This window comes from Pantoea sp. At-9b (assembly GCF_000175935.2).
Taxonomy (GTDB): Bacteria; Pseudomonadota; Gammaproteobacteria; order Enterobacterales; family Enterobacteriaceae; genus Pantoea.
Genome location: NC_014838.1, coordinates 611,489 through 629,349, shown reverse-complemented (window position 1 = coordinate 629,349; position 17,861 = coordinate 611,489). Strand labels below are relative to the sequence as shown.

13 protein-coding genes are annotated in these 17,861 nt (G+C 56.5%); 4 read left to right on the top strand and 9 right to left on the bottom strand.

Translation table 11 applies throughout. The features are described 5' to 3' along the window. Positions 1 to 7: 7 nt before the first annotated feature. From PAT9B_RS23255 to PAT9B_RS23245, 3 genes are all read right to left on the bottom strand, one after another. Positions 8 to 1,780 carry a GMC family oxidoreductase gene (locus tag PAT9B_RS23255; protein WP_013511739.1) on the bottom strand — a complete coding sequence of 591 codons (1,773 nt, stop codon included), beginning with the start codon at positions 1,778 to 1,780 and terminating at the stop codon, positions 8 to 10. Between the two features lie 12 nt (positions 1,781 to 1,792). Beyond that, positions 1,793 to 2,524, bottom strand: a complete 732-nt coding sequence (locus PAT9B_RS23250) for a gluconate 2-dehydrogenase subunit 3 family protein (RefSeq protein WP_013511738.1) — start codon at positions 2,522 to 2,524, stop codon at positions 1,793 to 1,795. Between the two features lie 184 nt (positions 2,525 to 2,708). After that, a complete protein-coding gene (locus PAT9B_RS23245; RefSeq protein WP_013511737.1) occupies positions 2,709 to 3,731 on the bottom strand; it encodes a LacI family DNA-binding transcriptional regulator in 1,023 nt (340 codons plus the stop codon). A gap of 424 nt (positions 3,732 to 4,155) precedes the next feature. Between PAT9B_RS23245 and PAT9B_RS23240 the strand changes: the two genes are divergently transcribed. Then, on the top strand, positions 4,156 to 5,310 hold the full coding sequence (locus PAT9B_RS23240; protein WP_013511736.1) for an alpha-hydroxy acid oxidase: 1,155 nt from the start codon (positions 4,156 to 4,158) through the stop codon (positions 5,308 to 5,310). Here PAT9B_RS23240 and PAT9B_RS23235 read toward each other — a convergent pair. Beyond that, positions 5,307 to 6,626 carry an MFS transporter gene (locus tag PAT9B_RS23235; RefSeq protein WP_013511735.1) on the bottom strand — a complete coding sequence of 440 codons (1,320 nt, stop codon included), beginning with the start codon at positions 6,624 to 6,626 and terminating at the stop codon, positions 5,307 to 5,309. The two genes, PAT9B_RS23240 and PAT9B_RS23235, sit on opposite strands and share 4 nt — an antisense overlap. Before the next feature lie 283 nt (positions 6,627 to 6,909). Between PAT9B_RS23235 and PAT9B_RS23230 the strand changes: the two genes are divergently transcribed. Then, positions 6,910 to 7,449 (top strand): 2,4'-dihydroxyacetophenone dioxygenase family protein, encoded by a 540-nt coding sequence (locus tag PAT9B_RS23230; protein WP_013511734.1) that lies wholly within the window; start codon positions 6,910 to 6,912, stop codon positions 7,447 to 7,449. Between the two features lie 18 nt (positions 7,450 to 7,467). Next, positions 7,468 to 8,193: an SDR family NAD(P)-dependent oxidoreductase gene (locus PAT9B_RS23225; RefSeq protein WP_041526119.1), complete on the top strand. Its 726-nt coding sequence runs from the start codon at positions 7,468 to 7,470 to the stop codon at positions 8,191 to 8,193. A 14-nt stretch (positions 8,194 to 8,207) separates the two neighbouring features. On the opposite strand, the gene PAT9B_RS23220 is transcribed toward PAT9B_RS23225, so the two are convergent. Beyond that, positions 8,208 to 8,957 (bottom strand): SDR family NAD(P)-dependent oxidoreductase, encoded by a 750-nt coding sequence (locus PAT9B_RS23220; protein ID WP_013511732.1) that lies wholly within the window; start codon positions 8,955 to 8,957, stop codon positions 8,208 to 8,210. A gap of 132 nt (positions 8,958 to 9,089) precedes the next feature. On the opposite strand from PAT9B_RS23220, the gene PAT9B_RS23215 reads away from it, so the two are divergent. Beyond that, the gene (locus tag PAT9B_RS23215) at positions 9,090 to 9,998 is read left to right on the top strand and encodes a LysR family transcriptional regulator (RefSeq protein ID WP_013511731.1); all 909 of its coding nucleotides are present in this window, start codon (positions 9,090 to 9,092) and stop codon (positions 9,996 to 9,998) included. Here the strand turns inward: PAT9B_RS23215 and glgX are convergent. From glgX to PAT9B_RS23195, 4 genes are all read right to left on the bottom strand, one after another. Continuing rightward, complete coding sequence (gene glgX, locus PAT9B_RS23210; protein WP_013511730.1) at positions 9,985 to 12,066, bottom strand: glycogen debranching protein GlgX; 2,082 nt, start codon at positions 12,064 to 12,066, stop codon at positions 9,985 to 9,987. The genes PAT9B_RS23215 and glgX overlap by 14 nt on opposite strands. 45 nt (positions 12,067 to 12,111) lie before the next feature. Then, entirely contained in the window at positions 12,112 to 14,538 is a 2,427-nt protein-coding gene (gene treY / locus PAT9B_RS23205; protein WP_013511729.1) for a malto-oligosyltrehalose synthase, read from the bottom strand. Beyond that, a complete protein-coding gene (gene treZ, locus PAT9B_RS23200; RefSeq protein WP_013511728.1) occupies positions 14,535 to 16,316 on the bottom strand; it encodes a malto-oligosyltrehalose trehalohydrolase in 1,782 nt (593 codons plus the stop codon). Before treZ ends, treY begins: the two co-directional genes overlap by 4 nt. Before the next feature lie 180 nt (positions 16,317 to 16,496). Beyond that, positions 16,497 to 17,612 (bottom strand): ABC transporter substrate-binding protein, encoded by a 1,116-nt coding sequence (locus PAT9B_RS23195; protein WP_041526055.1) that lies wholly within the window; start codon positions 17,610 to 17,612, stop codon positions 16,497 to 16,499. Between the last annotated feature and the right edge of the window lie 249 nt (positions 17,613 to 17,861).

Sequence of the window (17,861 nt, the reverse complement as noted above, 5' to 3'; positions counted from 1 at the left end):
GTTCTCCTTAACGTACCAGTGAACCTGGATTTTTCAGGTAGTCATTGACGATGGCGTGCGCTGTCCACAACGTCAGCGCGCTGAGCGTGATCGTCGGGTTATAGCCGCCATTGTTGGGGTACGAGGAGGCACCCAGCACAAACAGGTTGTGCGCATCCCAGTGCTGTTGATAACGGTTCAGTACTGAGGTTGCCGGATCGTTGCCCATTACCGCACCGCCGATGGTGTGCGAACTGTCATAGGCGCGGAACGGCGAGTTGTGTTTGTCCGGGAAGGCTTCGGTTTCCCACGAACTGGCACCCGAAACACGACAGATATCGTCGATACGATCGCGGATAAAGCGGGCCATCAGACGGTCGTTCTGGTTGTAGTCAAACGTCAGACGCAGCAGCGGCTGGCCGTTGGCGTCGGTGTAGTTCGGGTCCAGTGACAGGTAAGAGTCGCGATGTGAGTACGACGTACCCTGGCCCTGGATTTTGGCGTAGTTCTGGTAACTTTTCTGGAACGTCTTCTTCCACGCCGAACCCCACATTTTGCTGCCTGGCGGCAGGCGATCGGTCATGCTGAGCGGCGTTCCCTGGTCCGACAGCGCCTGAATACCGGCACCGCCAAGGAAACCCAGTCCGCTGTGATCAAAGTTGTCGCCGTTAAAGTCATCAATCTGCGTCGACAGCGCACCGGTCGAAATGAACGGGTTCATCTGTTCATTTTCGTAGTAGAGATAACCCATCGACATGGTTTGATAGTTGTAGGCGCGGCCCAGCGTGCCTTCACCTGTCGCGTGGTCGTAGGCTTTACCGATTTTCGACAGCAGCAGCAGGCGCACGTTATCCAGTTGGTAAGCCGACAGGCAGACGATATCAGCCGGCTGAAAACCGGTGTTGCCGTCCGAGTCGCGGAAAGTCACGCCGGTGACGGTTTTGCCGTCGGCGGCTTTGTCGATATACAGCGCGGTGCATTCGGTCAACAGCGTGAAGTTGGTGCGATCCATCAACGCCGGGACGACACAGATATTGGGGGATGATTTTGACCAGTTGCCGCAACCGTAAAAACCACAGTAGCCGCAATAGGTACAAGGGGCGAGATTGATACCCAGTGGGTTGGTGTAAGCTGCGCCAATGGTACCCGCCGGGATCGGGAAGGGGTGGTAACCCATCTTCTCGGTGATTTGATGAAACTTATCGTTCCAGTGCGAGCGGATCAGCGGCGGGGTGGGGTATTCAGCGGATCGGCTGCCCTCAAACGGGTTACCGCCTGGCTGTTTTTCACCGTTGATCACCCCGGCTTTACCGGAGATACCGGCAATTTTTTCGATGCGATCATAGAACGGCTCCAGCTCGGCATAGCTGATGCCCCAATCCTGCACGATCAAACCATCGGCCAGCTTCATGTTGTGATAGCGGTCGCGCAGGCGAGTCGCCATCTCAAAATCGGAAGGGTTGAAACGCCAGGCATTGGCTGCCCAGTGCTTACCGGCTCCGCCGACGCTGAAACCCATCTGGAAGGCGTTCCAGTCACGCGCGGGTAACGCCTTCTGGCTGCTGTCGTTGCGGAAGGTCAGGGTTTCCACACTCGGCGGTTTGAGGATTTCGCGGCGCACGCCATAGCGCAATTCGTCAGCGGCAATCGCCGGTGAAAAGTTACTTTGTGTTTGCTCCCATGGGCCACGCTCAATCGCCACCACATTTAATCCGGCACGGGTCAGTTCCTCAGCCATAAGCGAACCGGCCCAGCCGAGGCCAATAATAACGGCATCAGCCTTAGGTCTGGTGTAATTCATTTTTTGCCTTTTTTATGCTTTCAGGAGGTCAATAATGCTGATGGGTTCAATATTTAATTTTTGCCCCTTGAGCTGCGCATAATCACGATAATCGTAACGTGCACCCGGGAAGCCAATCATTTTCCAGCCAACCATGTTACGGTTGCCACCATAGATCGGGTCAGCGAGAAAACCTTCCTGAACATTGGCTAAAAACTGATTAAATAAATCCCTGGCGGCGATGGAGGGATAATTAAATTGGTCGGCTTCCATCTTTTCCAGATAACTGTCCTGCGCATGTTCATCCAGATCGGTAAACAATTTGCCGAACAGTTTTTGGCAATGGCTATCGATGTCAGCCAGACCGGTGCGATAGATCTCTGCTGGCGTGAGCGGAGACTGATTACCCTGCGCGGCGCTGCCCTTTTCGAATGGCCCTGCGCTGTAACGCCAACTGCCTTTGCCGTATGGACCGGCCAGTTGGTTATCAAGGAACACCACGCAACCGGCCTGCGATGCGCTGATACTCAGTTCATCTGCTGGAATTAACCGATCGAAAATCGCGCTGACCAGCTCAGATTCGCGCTGGGTCAGGAATAATCTTTTGCTGGGGTCTGCGGGCGTGGGCGGCGGGGTTTCTTTCGCGCGCCATAATTTGCCACCTTTTAATACATTATCTGCTGCGCCTGCGGGTTTAAATACCGACGCAGCCGTCCCTGTTGCAGCCAGAACTAATCCTGCTTTAATAAAATGCCGACGTTCCATACGATGCTCCATAGAATAAGAGTCACCGACTACATGAAAACACGCTCACTGAAAATAATTCAGCCGAGTTTATCGAATAGACAGTGTTATTTATAGGTTTTGATGTGATGCGAATATGACGAGACTGGGATTAATAATTCTCCTTAAATAAAGGTCGTCATTGATTTAATGACGACCGGATCGCTTACGCGGGTTTTATATGTGACTGGCGCAGACGCAATTCACCGTATTTCCAGTCACCCTCTTCATGGGTCTCATTATCCAGCAGCCGACTGATGGCTTCGGCAATTTGTCGATCGGCGCGTTGGTCCCAGCTGGTTAACTGCCAGGTTGAAGCATGCGCCTCATCGATATCATCGAAGCCAACCACCCCGATATGGAGCTGCGGGTCAAAATCCCGCATCGCCTCAATCGCGCCAAACGCGAGCACATCGTTTTCACAGAACAGGGCGTCGATGCGCGCACTGGGCGGAGTGCTGCGCAGATAATCCCGCATCGTGCGATACGCCAGATCGCGATCATAGCTGCCCGCGATCAGCAGCGTGTCGAGTGACTGTCCGGCACGGTCAAGGCTGGTGGCATAACCTTCCATGCGCAGCAAATGGCTGGATGCGGTGTCCGGGCCTTTCATATAGCCATAGCGCTGATAGCCCTGATCAAGCAGCAACTGCCCCAGCGTCTGTCCGGCCGCGAAGCCATCGACGTTGACCACCTCGACATCGGCGGTATCGGTGTTACGGAACACATGCACCGCACGGATGTGATGCAGCGATTTGGCGATCACCAGCAACTCGTCACTGACGATGGTGGCAAGATAGATGATGCCATCCACCTGCAACTGCCCGGCCATCTGTAATACCGACTGATAGTTCTCCGCCGATTCAATATTCAGCAGCAGTGACATATACCCACGTTCATTAAGCTGCTGGGTCGCTTCTTTCAGCATCCGCAGGGTATGCGGATTACTGAACTCGTCGGCCACGATACCAATAATATTGGTTTTGCTTTGTTTCAGACCACGCGCCAGCAGATTCGGCCTGAATCCAAGGGTATTTGCTGCTGCCATCACTTTCTCGCGTGCCTCGGGGGAGATGGATGCCCCGGTTTTAAAGGCTCGCAACACCGTCCATTTGGAGACATCGGCCAGGCGGGCAACGTCATCCGCCGTGGCTTTCTGTGGTTTTTTGTCGTCGTTATTTTTTTTCATGGGGCACATTACGCAGGGTTCAGAAGCATCGAACCTCACAGCATAAAGCAGCCACGGATTATCCCCAAATCGTAATCGGATTGTTGCTGGCTGAAATCATTCCCACATCAACGTTACTGATAACAAGATGTTGCGATTATGTTTTTCTTTGCCAACGTTGGCAAGAAGCGCAGAACTTTGAAGTCCATCACGTCTTTGTGGTTAAGCTATGAGAATCAACTTGTTAGGGTGATTTTTTTCCGACAGGAAAGCAGGTTCAGGCGAATTGTTAAAATTTGTAAGCGCCAGCGTTAACACGCGTGTCAACTCGGGTGCGACCCGGATGGCAACGCAATGGCGTGCGATGATCGAAACTATCGACAAAACCGTCACCCCCCATCTACTCTGTCTCATCCACCTAACCAACAGGGAATAACCCGCCAATATGGTGATTAACTGGGAAAATTTACGCCGGGCAGCACAACGTGCATTGCCGGGATTTGCCTTTGATTATGTTGATGGTGGTGCCGATGATGAGCTGACGCTGCGCCACAATCGTGAGGTCTTCGCCCGTTGGATGTTTAAACCACCGGTGTTGCAGGATGCCAGCCAACGTAGCCTGCAAACGTCGCTCGCCAATGACCTACTGGCGGCACCGTTACTGGTGGCACCGACAGGCTACAACGGCATGTTGCGTTATCAGGCCGATCTGATGCTGGCTCGTGCCGCAGCACAACAGGGCATCGGGTATATTCAAAGCACGGTTTCCACCGCGTCGCTGGAAGAGAGTGCGGCGGTGAGTCAGGGGCCACGCTGGTTTCAGTTGTACGTACTGAAAGATCGTCAGGTCACTGCCAGCCTGATTGAACGCGCGCAGGCAGCAGGATGTTCCGCGCTGGTGGTATCGGTGGATGCGGTGCATTTCGGCAACCGCGAACGTGATAAATCACACTATCGGCGACCGCTGAAACTTTCAGTAAAAGCCCTGGCCGATGTCGCCAGCCATCCAGGCTGGGTATGGCGCACGCTGCGTCCTGCCGGGATGCCGGGCTTTGGTAACCTCAAACCCTATTTACCGCCGGAATATCAGCAAGGGCTGAACGCCGCCACCTATTTCGCTCAGCAGATGGATCCCACCCTCAACTGGGAAACGCTGCGCTGGTTGCGTGAATTATGGTCGGGGCCGTTGTATATCAAAGGCATTATGACCGAACAGGATGCGCTGATTGCCCGCCAACTGGGCTTCGACGGTATCGTGTTGTCCAATCACGGTGGACGTCAACTGGATGGCACATTCAGCCCAATGCAAGTGCTGCCAGCGATTCGCGCCGCGGTAGGGCCAGATTTCTCGCTGCTGATCGACAGCGGTTTCCGCCGTGGCACCGATGTGGTGAAAGCGCTGGCGCTCGGTGCCAATGCGGTGTTGCTCGGACGGCCATTGCTGTACGCAGTGGCGGCGGGAGGGGAAGCCTTGGTCAACGCGACGTTGCAGGGGATGATCGCCGAAATCGATCGTACCCTGGCGCAACTGGGATGCCGAGCGATCAGCGATCTGCATCCCGGCCTGGTGCATGAGGTGAAGGGGACAGGCCAGCCCTAACCTCGCGCAGGCACGCTGTCCCGTGCGACAGGCGCATCGCGATGTTCAATCGGTTTCCGTACCAGCAACCAGTAGCACAAGCCAGTCAGGGCGGCGATGACGCCGCCACTGATAAAGGCCAGCGCGTAAGAACCGGTGACATCGGCAATATAACCAGTGACCAGCGGTGACAGCGCCCCGGCAAAGAAGCCGCCGAAGTTCTGGATGCCGCATACGGAACCGACAATATCATTGCTGGCGACATCACCGGGAATGGCCCAACAGGTGCAGGAAACGGTCGAAAGGAAGAACATCGCCACTGTCATCATGCTCAGTGCGCCAATCAGCGAATCACAAAACGGCACGGCGATGGTGGTCGCACCGCTGATCAGGGCCGCCACCATAATCACCACTTTTTTCGCTTGCAGCGGTTCTGCCACCTGGCGTTGATCGATCAACCATTTGACCGCATAGCCGCCGAGTGCTGCGCCGACGATGCCCGCGAGATAAGGAATGCTGGCGTAGACCCCCATGCTGCTCAACGACAGATGTTGGGTTTTCATCAGATACAGCGGCAGAAAGGTGACAAAAATGTTGAACAGCCAGATGTAGCAGAACCAGCCGAGCATCATGCCCCACATGGATTGATAGCGAAACAGCTCGCGCCACTTGACCCGTTTACCGCTGGGTATAGCGGAAATGCTGCCACCGCCACCGGCGAGAATGTATTGCTTCTCTGCCTCACCCAGACCTTGGTGTTGTTCCGGATGGCGATAGATGCAGAAGAAAATCAGGCCGAAAATCACCCCGAGGCTACCTGCCAGATAAAACAACGCCCCCCAGCCAAAATGCACGCTCATCAACACCAGCAACGGCGGAGCGAATGCCAGCCCCCAGCGTGACGAAGCATCCCAGATGGAGCTGGCCAGCGCCCGCTCTTTACGCGGAAACCAAATCGAGGTGATTTTGGCAGAGGTCGGCCAGCCGGGGGCTTCGGTCATGCCCAATAAGGCGCGGGCGCACAGCAGAGCGGGCAGGGTGCTGCACAGCCCGGTGATCATCGTCGACACGCCCCACAAAGACGCGGCAGAAGCGTAAACCTTCCGTGGGCCAAAACGATCCGCCAGCCAACCCGCCGGGAACTGGCTAAAGGCAAAAAACAGCGAAAAAACCGATCCCATCAGGCCGATATCGGTATTGGTGAGATGCAGGTCACTCATCATTGAGGGCGCTGCCACGGCCAGACTGGCACGATCGAGATAGTTGATAAAACCGCCTATAAGTAACACGAATGCAACAAACCAACGTTGCTTACCCACAACCTGATGCGATGGCATAGTGATATCCTGAAATGTGATTAACTGACATGTCAGAATAATAGGCATGATCAGATAAAAATCAGCAACAGGTCGCTTGCATTGTTTAGATATCGATCACAAATGCCGGATTTGTCGCAGTGGTTCACGTGTGGGTTGGTCGGCTATCTTGAATTTGATTTTTAATTATAACATGTCAGATTTCGTGATATTGACCACATTTAAGGCGCTGAGTAGTTGTCAGATCAGGGGTGTCTGGACTACATCAAGGTTACTCAATTGTTAATTACTGATGAGGTCCACGATGAGCCAGCATCACAACCCACCCGATGCAGAAACCCTGCGTCGGATGCCGTATCAGTTCAGTCAGCCCGCCGAAATGGTGCCGGACCTGGTGGTCGCCAATGCGGTGCCACTCGACGATCGGATTTGGGTACCCCAGGCGGAAAACGTGTGGTTTCGCCCGCTCTGTCTCAACCGTTCTGCTGGTTACTGGATGAATTTATTGAAAGTGCGCAAGTCCGGTGTATTGAGCCGTCATCGCCATCCGGCACCGGTTCATGCCTTTGTACTGAAAGGTCGCTGGCGCTATCTCGAACATGACTGGGAGGCGGTGGAAGGGGGCTATGTTTTTGAACCACCGGGTGAGACGCATACGCTGGTGGTCGACCCGGATGTCGAGGAGATGATTACCCTGTTCCAGGTGCACGGCTGTATGTATTACGTCGATCCCTGGGGCGAGCATATCGGGTTCGAAGATGTGTTTACCAAGATTGAGATGTGCCGCAAGCATTATGCCGCGGTAGGGCTGGGCAGCGATTTTGTCGACCAGTTTATTCGCTAGGCAGGGAGAAGCAGCATGATGACTTTTCATCCGGCGCTGTTCGCCGGGAAAACCGCGCTGGTCACCGGTGGCACCAGTGGCATCGGTGCGGGTATCGTCAACCAGCTTGCCCGTCTCGGTGCGCAGGTGATCGCGGCTGGCGTCGGCAGTGACCCGCATCAGTTCCCCGTCAACACACGTATCCGCGTGCAGGAACTGGATGTGCAGGACAATCAGGCGATTATGGCGCTGATCAACACCTTGCCGCAGCTCGATTTGCTGGTGAATTGTGCCGGAATCATTAGCCGGGGTGCGGAGCACGACGTGGATGTGTTTGAAAAAGTGCTGGATATTAACCTTACCGGCACGATGCGTTGCTGTCGCGCTGCCCGTGAAAAGCTGGCGCAGAGCAAGGGCTGTATCGTGAATACCGCGTCAATGCTGAGTTTCTTTGGTGGCGGTCTGGTGCCGGGATACAGCGCCAGTAAAGGAGGGATCATGCAGCTCACCAAATCGCTGGCAATTGCCTGGGCGGAGCAGGGGATTCGTGTGAATGCCGTTGCGCCGGGCTGGATCGCGACGGCGTTGACCCAGGCGTTGCAGGATGATCCCCAACGCGCCCAACCGATTTTGTCACGCACACCGCTAAAACGCTGGGGCCAGCCGGACGATGTGGCACAGGCGGTGACTTTCCTGTGCAGTCCGGCGGCATCATTTATTACCGGGATTATTTTACCGGTAGACGGCGGGTACCTCACCGCATAGCCCGCAGTCAGTGACTAGATCTGCGCCATACCGCCATCAACAAACAGTTCGGTGGCGTTGATGAAGCTGGCGTCGTCGGAGGCCAGGAACGCCACCACTTTACCAATCTCTTCTGGCTCACCGAGACGGCCCAATGGCACCTGCGCGGCCAGAGCATCAAACAGTCCCTGGCGTTGATCTTCGCTCACCAGTCCACCTAAACCCGGGGTGCGAATCGGGCCAGGGCTGACCACGTTGATGCGGATGCCGCGCTCTTTGACGTCCAGCGCCCATGAGCGGGCAAAGTTACGGACAGCGGCTTTACTGGCGCTGTAGACGCTGAAGCCAGCGGTACCCTGAATGGAGGTGGTGGAGGCGGTGAGGATCACCGACGCCTTATCACTCAGCAACGGCAGCGCTTTCTGCACGGTAAACAGCACGCCGCGCACGTTGGTGCCGAAGATACGGTCAAAATGTTCTTCGGTGATGCTGCCGAGTGGCAACATATCACCGCCACCGGCGTTGGCGAACAGGATATCCAGGCGGCCAGCCTGGCGGGCGATTTGGGCATACACCGCGTCAAGATCGCTCAGCACCGCAGCATCCGCGCGAATACCGGTCGCGGCTGCGCCAATGCTGGCGACGGCGGCATCCAGTTCCGCCTGACGGCGGCCGGTAATAAACACCTGCGCCCCACGTGCCGCCAGGGTTTGTGCTGACGCCAGACCAATACCGGTAGTTCCGCCGGTGACCAATGCAATTTTACCTTTCAGTGATGCGTTCATGTTTGTCTCTCCAGATTGATGATTTAACGTGTCGTGTCGTGCATGGATGCAATGTAACCTTGCCGCGTTTAGTGATAAATCGTGTAAAATGAAAAGAACTATTCACATACATGGATAATGAGTGAGGAAGCGATGGATCAATTGCTGGCGATCAGGGCTTTTGCCCGTGTGGTGGAAGCGGGGAATTTTACCCGCGCCGCCGATTCGCTCGATATGCCGAATGCCACGCTAAGTAAGCTGGTGCAGGAGTTGGAAGCACATCTGGGGATTCGTCTGTTGCAGCGCACCACGCGCCGCGTCACGGTGACGGCGGAAGGACGCGATTACTACGAGAAAGCGCTCCGTATCGTGCGCGATCTGGAGGACATCGATGCGTCGTTTAACGTGGTCAGCAGTCGTCTGCGCGGTCATCTGCGCATTGATGTTGGTGGCTCCACCGCTCGCGATGTGCTGATTCCGGCGCTGCCCGATTTTCTCGCGCGCTATCCCGATATCCGTATCGATCTGGGGGTGTCCGACCGCGCGGTGGATTTGATCAGCGACAACGTCGATTGCGTCATTCGCGGTGGCCCGCTGAGTGATTCATCGTTGATCGCCCGCCATATCGGCGACGCCACCATGATCACCTGTGCCACCCCGGGCTATTTGAAAGCCTTTGGTGTGCCCGCCTACCCGGATGAACTAAAAAATGGTCACCGGTTGATCAGCTACCTGTCGTCACAAAGCGGGCGTCCGTTCCCGTTCCGTTTTATGCGTGATGGCGAGAAAACCGAGATCAAGACGGAACACCGTATCGGCGTTAACGAAAGCAATGCGCATCTGGCGGCGGCATTGGCCGGGCTGGGGATTATCCAGACGTTTACCTACGCCACCGCAGAAGCGCAGCACCACGGGGCGTTAGTGGAGATCCTTCAGCCGTGGCGTCCGGCAGCCTATCCGTTTCATGTGGTTTACCCGCAAAACCGCCATGTGACGCAGCGGTTGCGGGTATTTATCGACTGGTTGATTGCGGTATTTCCGCAACGTCTTAAGGGCGTCTGAACAGCGCGAGGCTACGACCTTCCAGCTCAAAGTCCTTCTCTTTGGTGATCACCAGGCCGGGTTGATAGTTATCGCTGGTACTCAGTTCCAGTACCCAGCCCCCTTCACCAAATTGCGGGATACGGAACGGCACATTGCCTTCAAACGGATTAAACAACATCAGCACGTCATGCCAGATACCCTCAACGGTTTGCAGGTCGGGACGACCGATATACATGCCGAGCGTGGTGCCTTCTTCCCAGTGCTCTGACTGTTGCAGACCGCCGCCCGCGTTGAACCATTCAAGCACCATACCATCGCGCCAGTTCTCGCGGTGCAGCAGCGGCTGGCTGGCGCGCAGCCGGATAAGCTGGCGGGTAAATTCGCGTAGCGCATCCGCACTGGCGGGCAGGTTATCCCAGTGAACCCACGAGATTTCACTGTCCTGACAGTAGCCGTTGTTATTGCCCATCTGGCTGCGGCCAAACTCGTCACCAGCCAGCAGCATTGGCGTGCCGTGGGAAAACAGCAGGGTGGCGAGAAAATTGCGTTTCTGCCGTTCACGCACCGCATTGATTTGTGGCTCATCGGTCGGGCCTTCCGCGCCATAATTGTACGACCGGTTGTCGTTGTGACCGTCGTTGTTCTCTTCGCCGTTGGCTTCGTTGTGTTTTTCGTTGTATGACACCAGGTCATTCAGGGTGAAGCCGTCATGGGCGGTGATAAAGTTGATGCTGGCCCACGGGCGGCGGCCGCGTTGATCGTAGAGGTCGCCGGAACCCAGCAGGCGCGCGGCAAAGTCGCTGGAAACATTGTCGCCTTTCCAGTATTCACGCACCGTATCGCGATATTTGTCGTTCCACTCGGCCCAGCCGGGGGGGAATGCGCCAACCTGATAACCCCCCGGTCCAATATCCCAGGGTTCGCCAATCAGTTTCAGTTTCCCTAATACCGGGTCCTGGGTCATCGCATCAAAAAAGCCGCCGCGCGGATCGAACCCTCCGGGTTCACGCCCGAGAATGGTGCCAAGATCGAAGCGAAAACCATCGATATGCATCGATTCAGCCCAATAACGTAGCGAATCCATGATCATCTGTAACACCCGGGGATGCGACGTGTTGACGGTGTTACCGGTGCCGGTGTCATTCACGTAATAGCGATGCTGATCGGCCAGGGTACGGTAGTAGGAGTAGTTGTCGATCCCTTTAAACGACAGGGTCGGGCCCAGTTCGTTGCCTTCTGCGGTGTGGTTATACACCACATCAAGAATCACCTCGATACCGGCATCGTGCAGCGCGCGCACCATATCGCGAAATCCCTGAATACCGCGCGGGCCAAAATAGCGTGCCGCAGGGGAGAAGAAGTTCAGCGTGTTGTAACCCCAGAAATTTTTCAGCCCCTTATCCAGCAAATGTTGATCGTCGGGAAACCAGTGCACCGGTAACAACTCAACCGAGGTGACGCCGAGGCTTTTGAGGTAGTCGACCGAGGCGTGATGCGACATACCGTCATAGGTGCCGCGCAGCGCCTCAGGAATGGCGGAATTCAACTGGGTAAAGCCTTTGACGTGGGTTTCATAAATAATCGCCTGCGACCAGGGGATGATGGGGCGGTTTTGGTCGTGCCAGTCAAATTCGTTCGGATCGATGACCCGACATTTTGGCGTCCAGGCGGCGCTGTCGTGGGTATCAAACGTCAAATCCTTGTCTTCGCCGTCATGATGTAAATCGTAGGCGAAATGCGCCTCGTTCCAGGCGATATTCCCCCAGAGATCGCGCGCGTAGGGGTCCAGCAGCAGCTTGTGCGGGTTAAAACGGTGACCATTTTCCGGTTCAAACGGACCGTGCACGCGATAACCGTACAGTGCGCCGGGTTGCAGTCCGGGGATATAGCCATGCCAGACTTCATGGGTGTACTCCGGCAGATCAAACCTGGCGATTTCATGCTGTCCGCTGTCATCGTACAGGCAAAGTTCGACGCGTTCTGCGTGAGCGGAGAACAGCGCGAAGTTGACCCCATCACCATCAAAATTGGCTCCCAGCGGGTAGCTGTAACCGGCGGTAATCACAGAAGGCCTGGCGTGTGACATGGTTCCCTCTCCTTTTCATTATCCGGGTGCGCAGGGCTGCGCAACCTACGCAATCTCTGAACTGATGTTGAATAAAACCAGGTAAGGCTCCTCGCTGCTGAGCGTATCGTCCACGGCAAACTCGCCACCATTCAGCACGTCACGATAGCGGCGTGCGGCCAGCGCGGCGGGCAGGGCAATCGGTGCACGGGTGAGCGGATGCGGCAGATGGCCGTTAAAGGTCGTGAGCGGCAGGCGCGGCACCACCACAATCAACGTCGCTACGCCGTCGGTGCGCGCGAAGGCGATCACCTCGTCGTTGGTGGTCGCCAGCGGCAGATAATCTCCGGCGTGAAACAACTGCGCGTGTTGCTGGCGCAGAGGTAACAAGGTGGCGATTGCCCGTTGTTTGAGCTGCCCATTCAGCCAGCTGTAGGGTGCCGGTTCAGCCAGCATCTGTTGCAGTTGGGCAAAATCGGGTGGCTGACGGTTATCAGGATCGACCAGACTGAAGTTCAGCGCTTCGCTGCCCTGATAGATATCAGGCACGCCCGGTGCCGTCAGCTTGATCAGCGTCTGGCTCAGGCTGTTTGCCAGCCCGGCATGGATAAAGGGTTGCAGCGTGGCAGTGAAATCCTGCAAAAACGCCGTGTTGGCGGGTGACAGCAACTGACGGGCGTAGGCCAGCACCGTCTGTTCATAACGTTGGTTGTCCTCTGCCCAGTCGGTACGCAGCTTCGCTTCGCGCAGGGCTTTTTCGACAAAGGCGATAAAGCGTGCTTCCAGCGCCTGCAATGCCGCGTGGTCATCGGGTTTGAGCTGCACCGGCCACACGCCCGCCAGCGCCTGATACAGCAACCACTCCACTGCCGGTTCCGGGGCCGGACCATCACGCAGCGGCTGGACAAACGATTGATGCATGTGCCGCCAGCGCGCCACGGCAGCAGCCCAGCGTTCCGGCGCTTCACTGAGGGCGTATAAGCGGGCACGGGCATCTTCGCCGCGCTTGGTGTCGTGGGTGGAGGTGCTGGAGAGTCCGGCGGGCTGCTGTTGGCGTCGCGCCTGCATCGCGCGGTGGAACCGAGCGGGAGAGAAGTCAGATGCCAGCGGCTCAGCCCCGACCTCATTCAACGCCAGCGCCACGCTCTGACGGAAGAACAGGGTATCTTCCACTGATTTCGCCATCAATGGGCCGCTGAGTTGTTGAAAACGGGTGCGAAACAGCGCGGTGGCCTCATCCGGGGCCGTACCGCGAAACAGCCGTGTCAGAGGGGTGTCAGCACCGATTTGCGCCACAATGTTTTGCAGCAGTTGCTCATCGCTCGCCGGTAAACCCTCGGCGGTGGCATAGGTACGATACACCGGGAAGGCCAGCAGCAATTCCCGCAAATCGTTCTCCAGCGCATCATCGCTGATCAGTTGCTGCGCCAGGGCCAGCAGCCGGGTAAATTCGCCCTCGAAATTCCGATCAACCATTAAGGTTTTCGCTGCGCGTAATTCAGCTGCCATATTCAATGACTTGCCGGTCATCGCATTGTAAGCGTGGCGCAGCGCCGCAACGCCGCGGCTGGCGATCAGCGCATCGGTCAGGGCGGCGATAAACTCGTAGCCGGTGGTGCCGGATACCGGCCAGTCTGCCGCCAGCGCTTCCTTGCCCGCCAGGATTTTTTCTACCGTGATATAGCACGTCGGTCCGGCCTGCTGACGCAACCGTTCCAGATACCCTTTAGGGTCGGCCAGGCCATCGATATGATCGATGCGCAACCCCGCCACGTCTCCGCTGTGCACCAGTTCCAGAATTAACGCGTGGGTGGCGTCAAACACCTCGGGATGTTCGACCCGTACCCCCACCAGCCCGGTGATTTCGAAGAAACGGCGGTACGAGAGGTCACGCGGTGCATCGGTCCAGCTCATCAGCCGGTAAGGCTGGCGTTCGTGCAACGTGGCAATGTCGGCCTTGTCCTGCAGATTCAGCCCCTGCCAGCTATCCAGCGCCAGCGGGTAGAGATTGTCGTAATACGCCAGCGCGGGTAAGCCGGTGTGCGGATCGGCTTTGACGCTGATTTCACCCTTTGCCAGTACCTCAGCAAAAGGCGCGCCGAGGAACGGCAACGTCAACGGGCGCGACCAGTCAACATCGAAAAAATGCGCGTAGCGGCTGTGTTCGCCATGCACGATCACATCGCGCCACCACAGGTTTTCCAGCGACGCCGCCATGTGATTTGGGACGATATCGAGGATCAGCCCCATCCCGGCATGCTTCAGCGTCTGCACCAGGCGATTAAACCCCATGCGCCCACCCAGTGTGGGATCGATCTGCGTGGCATGGGTGACATCATAGCCGTGGGTGGAATCGGTGGTCGCGGTGAAGATCGGTGAGGCATACAAATGGCTCACGCCTAATTTTTTCAGATAAGGCACCAGGCTGGCGGCACGCGCAAACGTCATGCCGTCACGAAACTGCAAGCGATAAGTGGCGGTTGGGACGGTCATGGTGTTTCCCCCTGCGTCAGACGAACCAGCACCGCATTGGGTGGCAAGATTGCGGTTTCCGCTGATGAGGCAAACAGGGTGGTGCCGGGCAACGCGGGCAGCGGCTGGGGCTGCTCGCCGACATTCAGCGCCAGCGATAAGCTGCCGCGTGGGAAATGCCAGCTGACGGCCACCAAACCTGGCGCGGTGGCGATGATGTGCCCTGCTGGCGTGTCAGGCAGCAACGGCACGATATGCTGCTGCCGCAATGTCAACAGATGCCGGGTCAACGCCAGCCACGCCTGGCCTGCATGCTGGTGGGTTTTGGCCCAGTCCAGTTTTGACATCTCGAAGGTTTGGCGCGCATTGGGGTCCGGCACGCTGTCAGCCGCATGTCCGGCATGGCCGGTAAACTCGCGGGCACGCCCCTCACGTACCGCTTTAGCCAGTTCACCGTGAAAATCGGTGAAGAACAGGAACGGCTGCGTCTCGCCATACTCCTCACCCATAAACAGCAACGGGATATGCGGGGAAAGCAGCAAAGTGGCATACAACGCCTGAGTACGATCTTGACCAGCAAGGGTAAGCAGACGGTCACCCTGAGCGCGGTTGCCTACCTGGTCATGGTTCTGAATAAAATCGACAAAAGCGACGGGCGGTTGCGCGGAGCTGTCCACGCCGCGCGGCTTGCCACTGTGGGGTGAGACTTCGCCCTGATAAGCAAAGCCCTGGGTCAGGATGCGGGCGAGCCATTTCTCCGGCTGCTCGGCAAAATCTGCGTAGTAAGCATGGGTTTCACCGGTAGCGAGCACATGTATCGCGTTATGGAAGTCATCATTCCACTCGCCGGTGAACAGCGGTGCGCTGCCATCCGGGCTGCGAGGATGCAGAAAAATAACGTTACGGCTGTCTTCGGTGGTGAGATGAATCTGCCGGTCGGTGATGGTGTGACGAATACGTTCAGCAATGTCAGGCAACACATGGCGCGTCGAGGGATCTTTGATCTGGTCGATGGCGTCAAAGCGCAGGCCATCCAAGCGGAACTCGGTCAGCCAGTAGAGCGGTGCTTCGACGATGTATTGACGTGCGGCTTCAACATCATAGGCAATGCCTGCGCCCCATGGCGTCATCCGTTCCTTGTCGAAAAAATTGGGCGACAGCCGCGGCAGATAATTACCTTCCGGGCCAAAGTGGTTGAGGACAATATCCAGCACCACTGAGATACCCAGACCGTGCGCGGCATCAACCAGCGCGCGCAGATCATCGGGAGTGCCATAGGCAGAGTGGGGAGCGTACAGCAGCACGCCGTCATAGCCCCAGCCACGGTTGCCACCAAACTGCGCCACCGGCAGCAACTCAATCATGGTGATGCCCAGTTCAGCCAACTGCGGTAACCTGGTGATGGCGGCCTGAAAGGTGCCCTGTGGCGTGAAGGTGCCGATATGCAGCTCGTAGATCACGCTCTCTTCCCAGCGGCGTCCTGTCCAGTTGCGGTGCTGCCAGTGATAGTGGTTGGGATCAATCACCAGCGAGGGGCCATTCACATCGGACCGTTGCGCGCGTGACGCGGGATCGGGCACCAGCGTGCCATCCGCCAGCAGATACTGATAAGGCGTGCCGGGTGCGACATGGTGTTCCTGCCAGGTAAACCAGCCATCGCCGCAGGCTTGCATCACATGATCATCGCCTGCCAGACGCAATGTGACGCTGCGCTGGCCCGAGGCCCAGAGACGAAAGCGGACACTGCCGTCAGGTGCATACTCAGCACCCCAACGTTTGCTAAAGGTATTGGACTCCATTTTATCGCCTCGCTGGTTCCAGAAGTGAGCAGTCAACGACATCGCACAGTTTCTAATACGGTAATGCGAGCTATAAATTCCGGGGTGGTCAGGGATTAGCCTGTGAAAAACAAGCATAGACTACGGTGCAGGAAATTTTGGCGCAGGTGGGGTGAGGTCGCCATTGCTGGCGACCGGGCATCACGGATGGGGCTGAAGGAAATAGGTGCCGCTGAACGGAATTGGCAGATAGTCGTGGAAGATTTGCTTCAGCGTTTGCTCAGGTTCGACATCGTGAAACAGTTCCGGGTACAGCGTCTTCGCCATAAACTCGGTGGCGGCGATATGCCACGGACTCAGGTAGAAGTTCATCCAAATCACCGCCGCATGGCCGTTATGCAAGGCTTTCAGTTCGCGCAGACCGTTCTGTTTCGCTGTCATGGCGTTGAAGCTGCTTTGCACTGCCTCGGGCGCAATCGCCGGGCCTAACTTCAGCGCGCTTTGCGCGTCGTTATCCCCCGCACCGGTCGCGATATAATATTGCGGTTGCGTGGCGATCACCGTCTCTTCACTCAGACGACCAAACACCCCCTGCACGGTTTTACTGGCGATATTGTCGCCCCCGGCGGCATTCAGTAGCTCACCGAGGCTGCCTTTCACGGCGGTGACGCAGCATTCGTTGCGCCGTCCGAGATGCAGTTGCAGCAGCACCGTTGGTTTTGGCCCCTGATAGCTTGCCAGACGCTGCTCAATCACCTGTAAATGCGCGCGGTAGAATGCATTGAAGGCGTTGGCTCGCGCCTGCTGGTTCAGCACCTCACCGAAGATCTCTACACTGCGCGTGGTGTTCTGCAACAAATGCACGCGCAGGTCGATTTTCACTACCGGAATGTGCGCCGCTTTCAGCATCGCCGCCAGTCGTAAATCGGCATCGTCATAGCGTGCCAGACTGGGCAGGATCACCACATCCGGTTTTAACGCCAGCACCTGCTCCGGGTTAATATCATTGATGCCACCGGCACCCAGCGTCGGGATCTTCAGCATCTGCGGAAACTGCTGCGCAAAAATGTTCCAGGTCTGGCTGTCATACTTCTTCAGATCCTGCGGCCAACCCACGATATGCTGGAACGGGTTGTCCGGTGCCAGCATCGCCAGCGTATACAGCATACGGCTCTCGCCCAGCACGATGCGCTGCGGGTGATCGGGCAGGGTGACCTGATTACCATCGATATCGGTAATGGTTTTTGCCAGCGCGCTACTGCTCAGTAGCAGCAAAAACAGGGCCATTACTCCACGTAATGGCCTGGTGATTAACATCTTAGAATTCAACGCTCGCCTCTAACATAACGTTACCGGTTTCACCTGCATGCAAACGTAAGTGACTGCCGCCTCAATGTAACTGAGAATCATTCAAACATGAAGAAATGTAGTAGTAAATGTAAAAAACACGGGGTTTGCTACAGCAGCAATATCCCCAAGTTTCGCCTTGTTATTTTTAATGTAATTCATTGAATAACATAAGTTGTCATGCGTAAATCTCATGGTTTTTTAGCTGATTTACCTGTA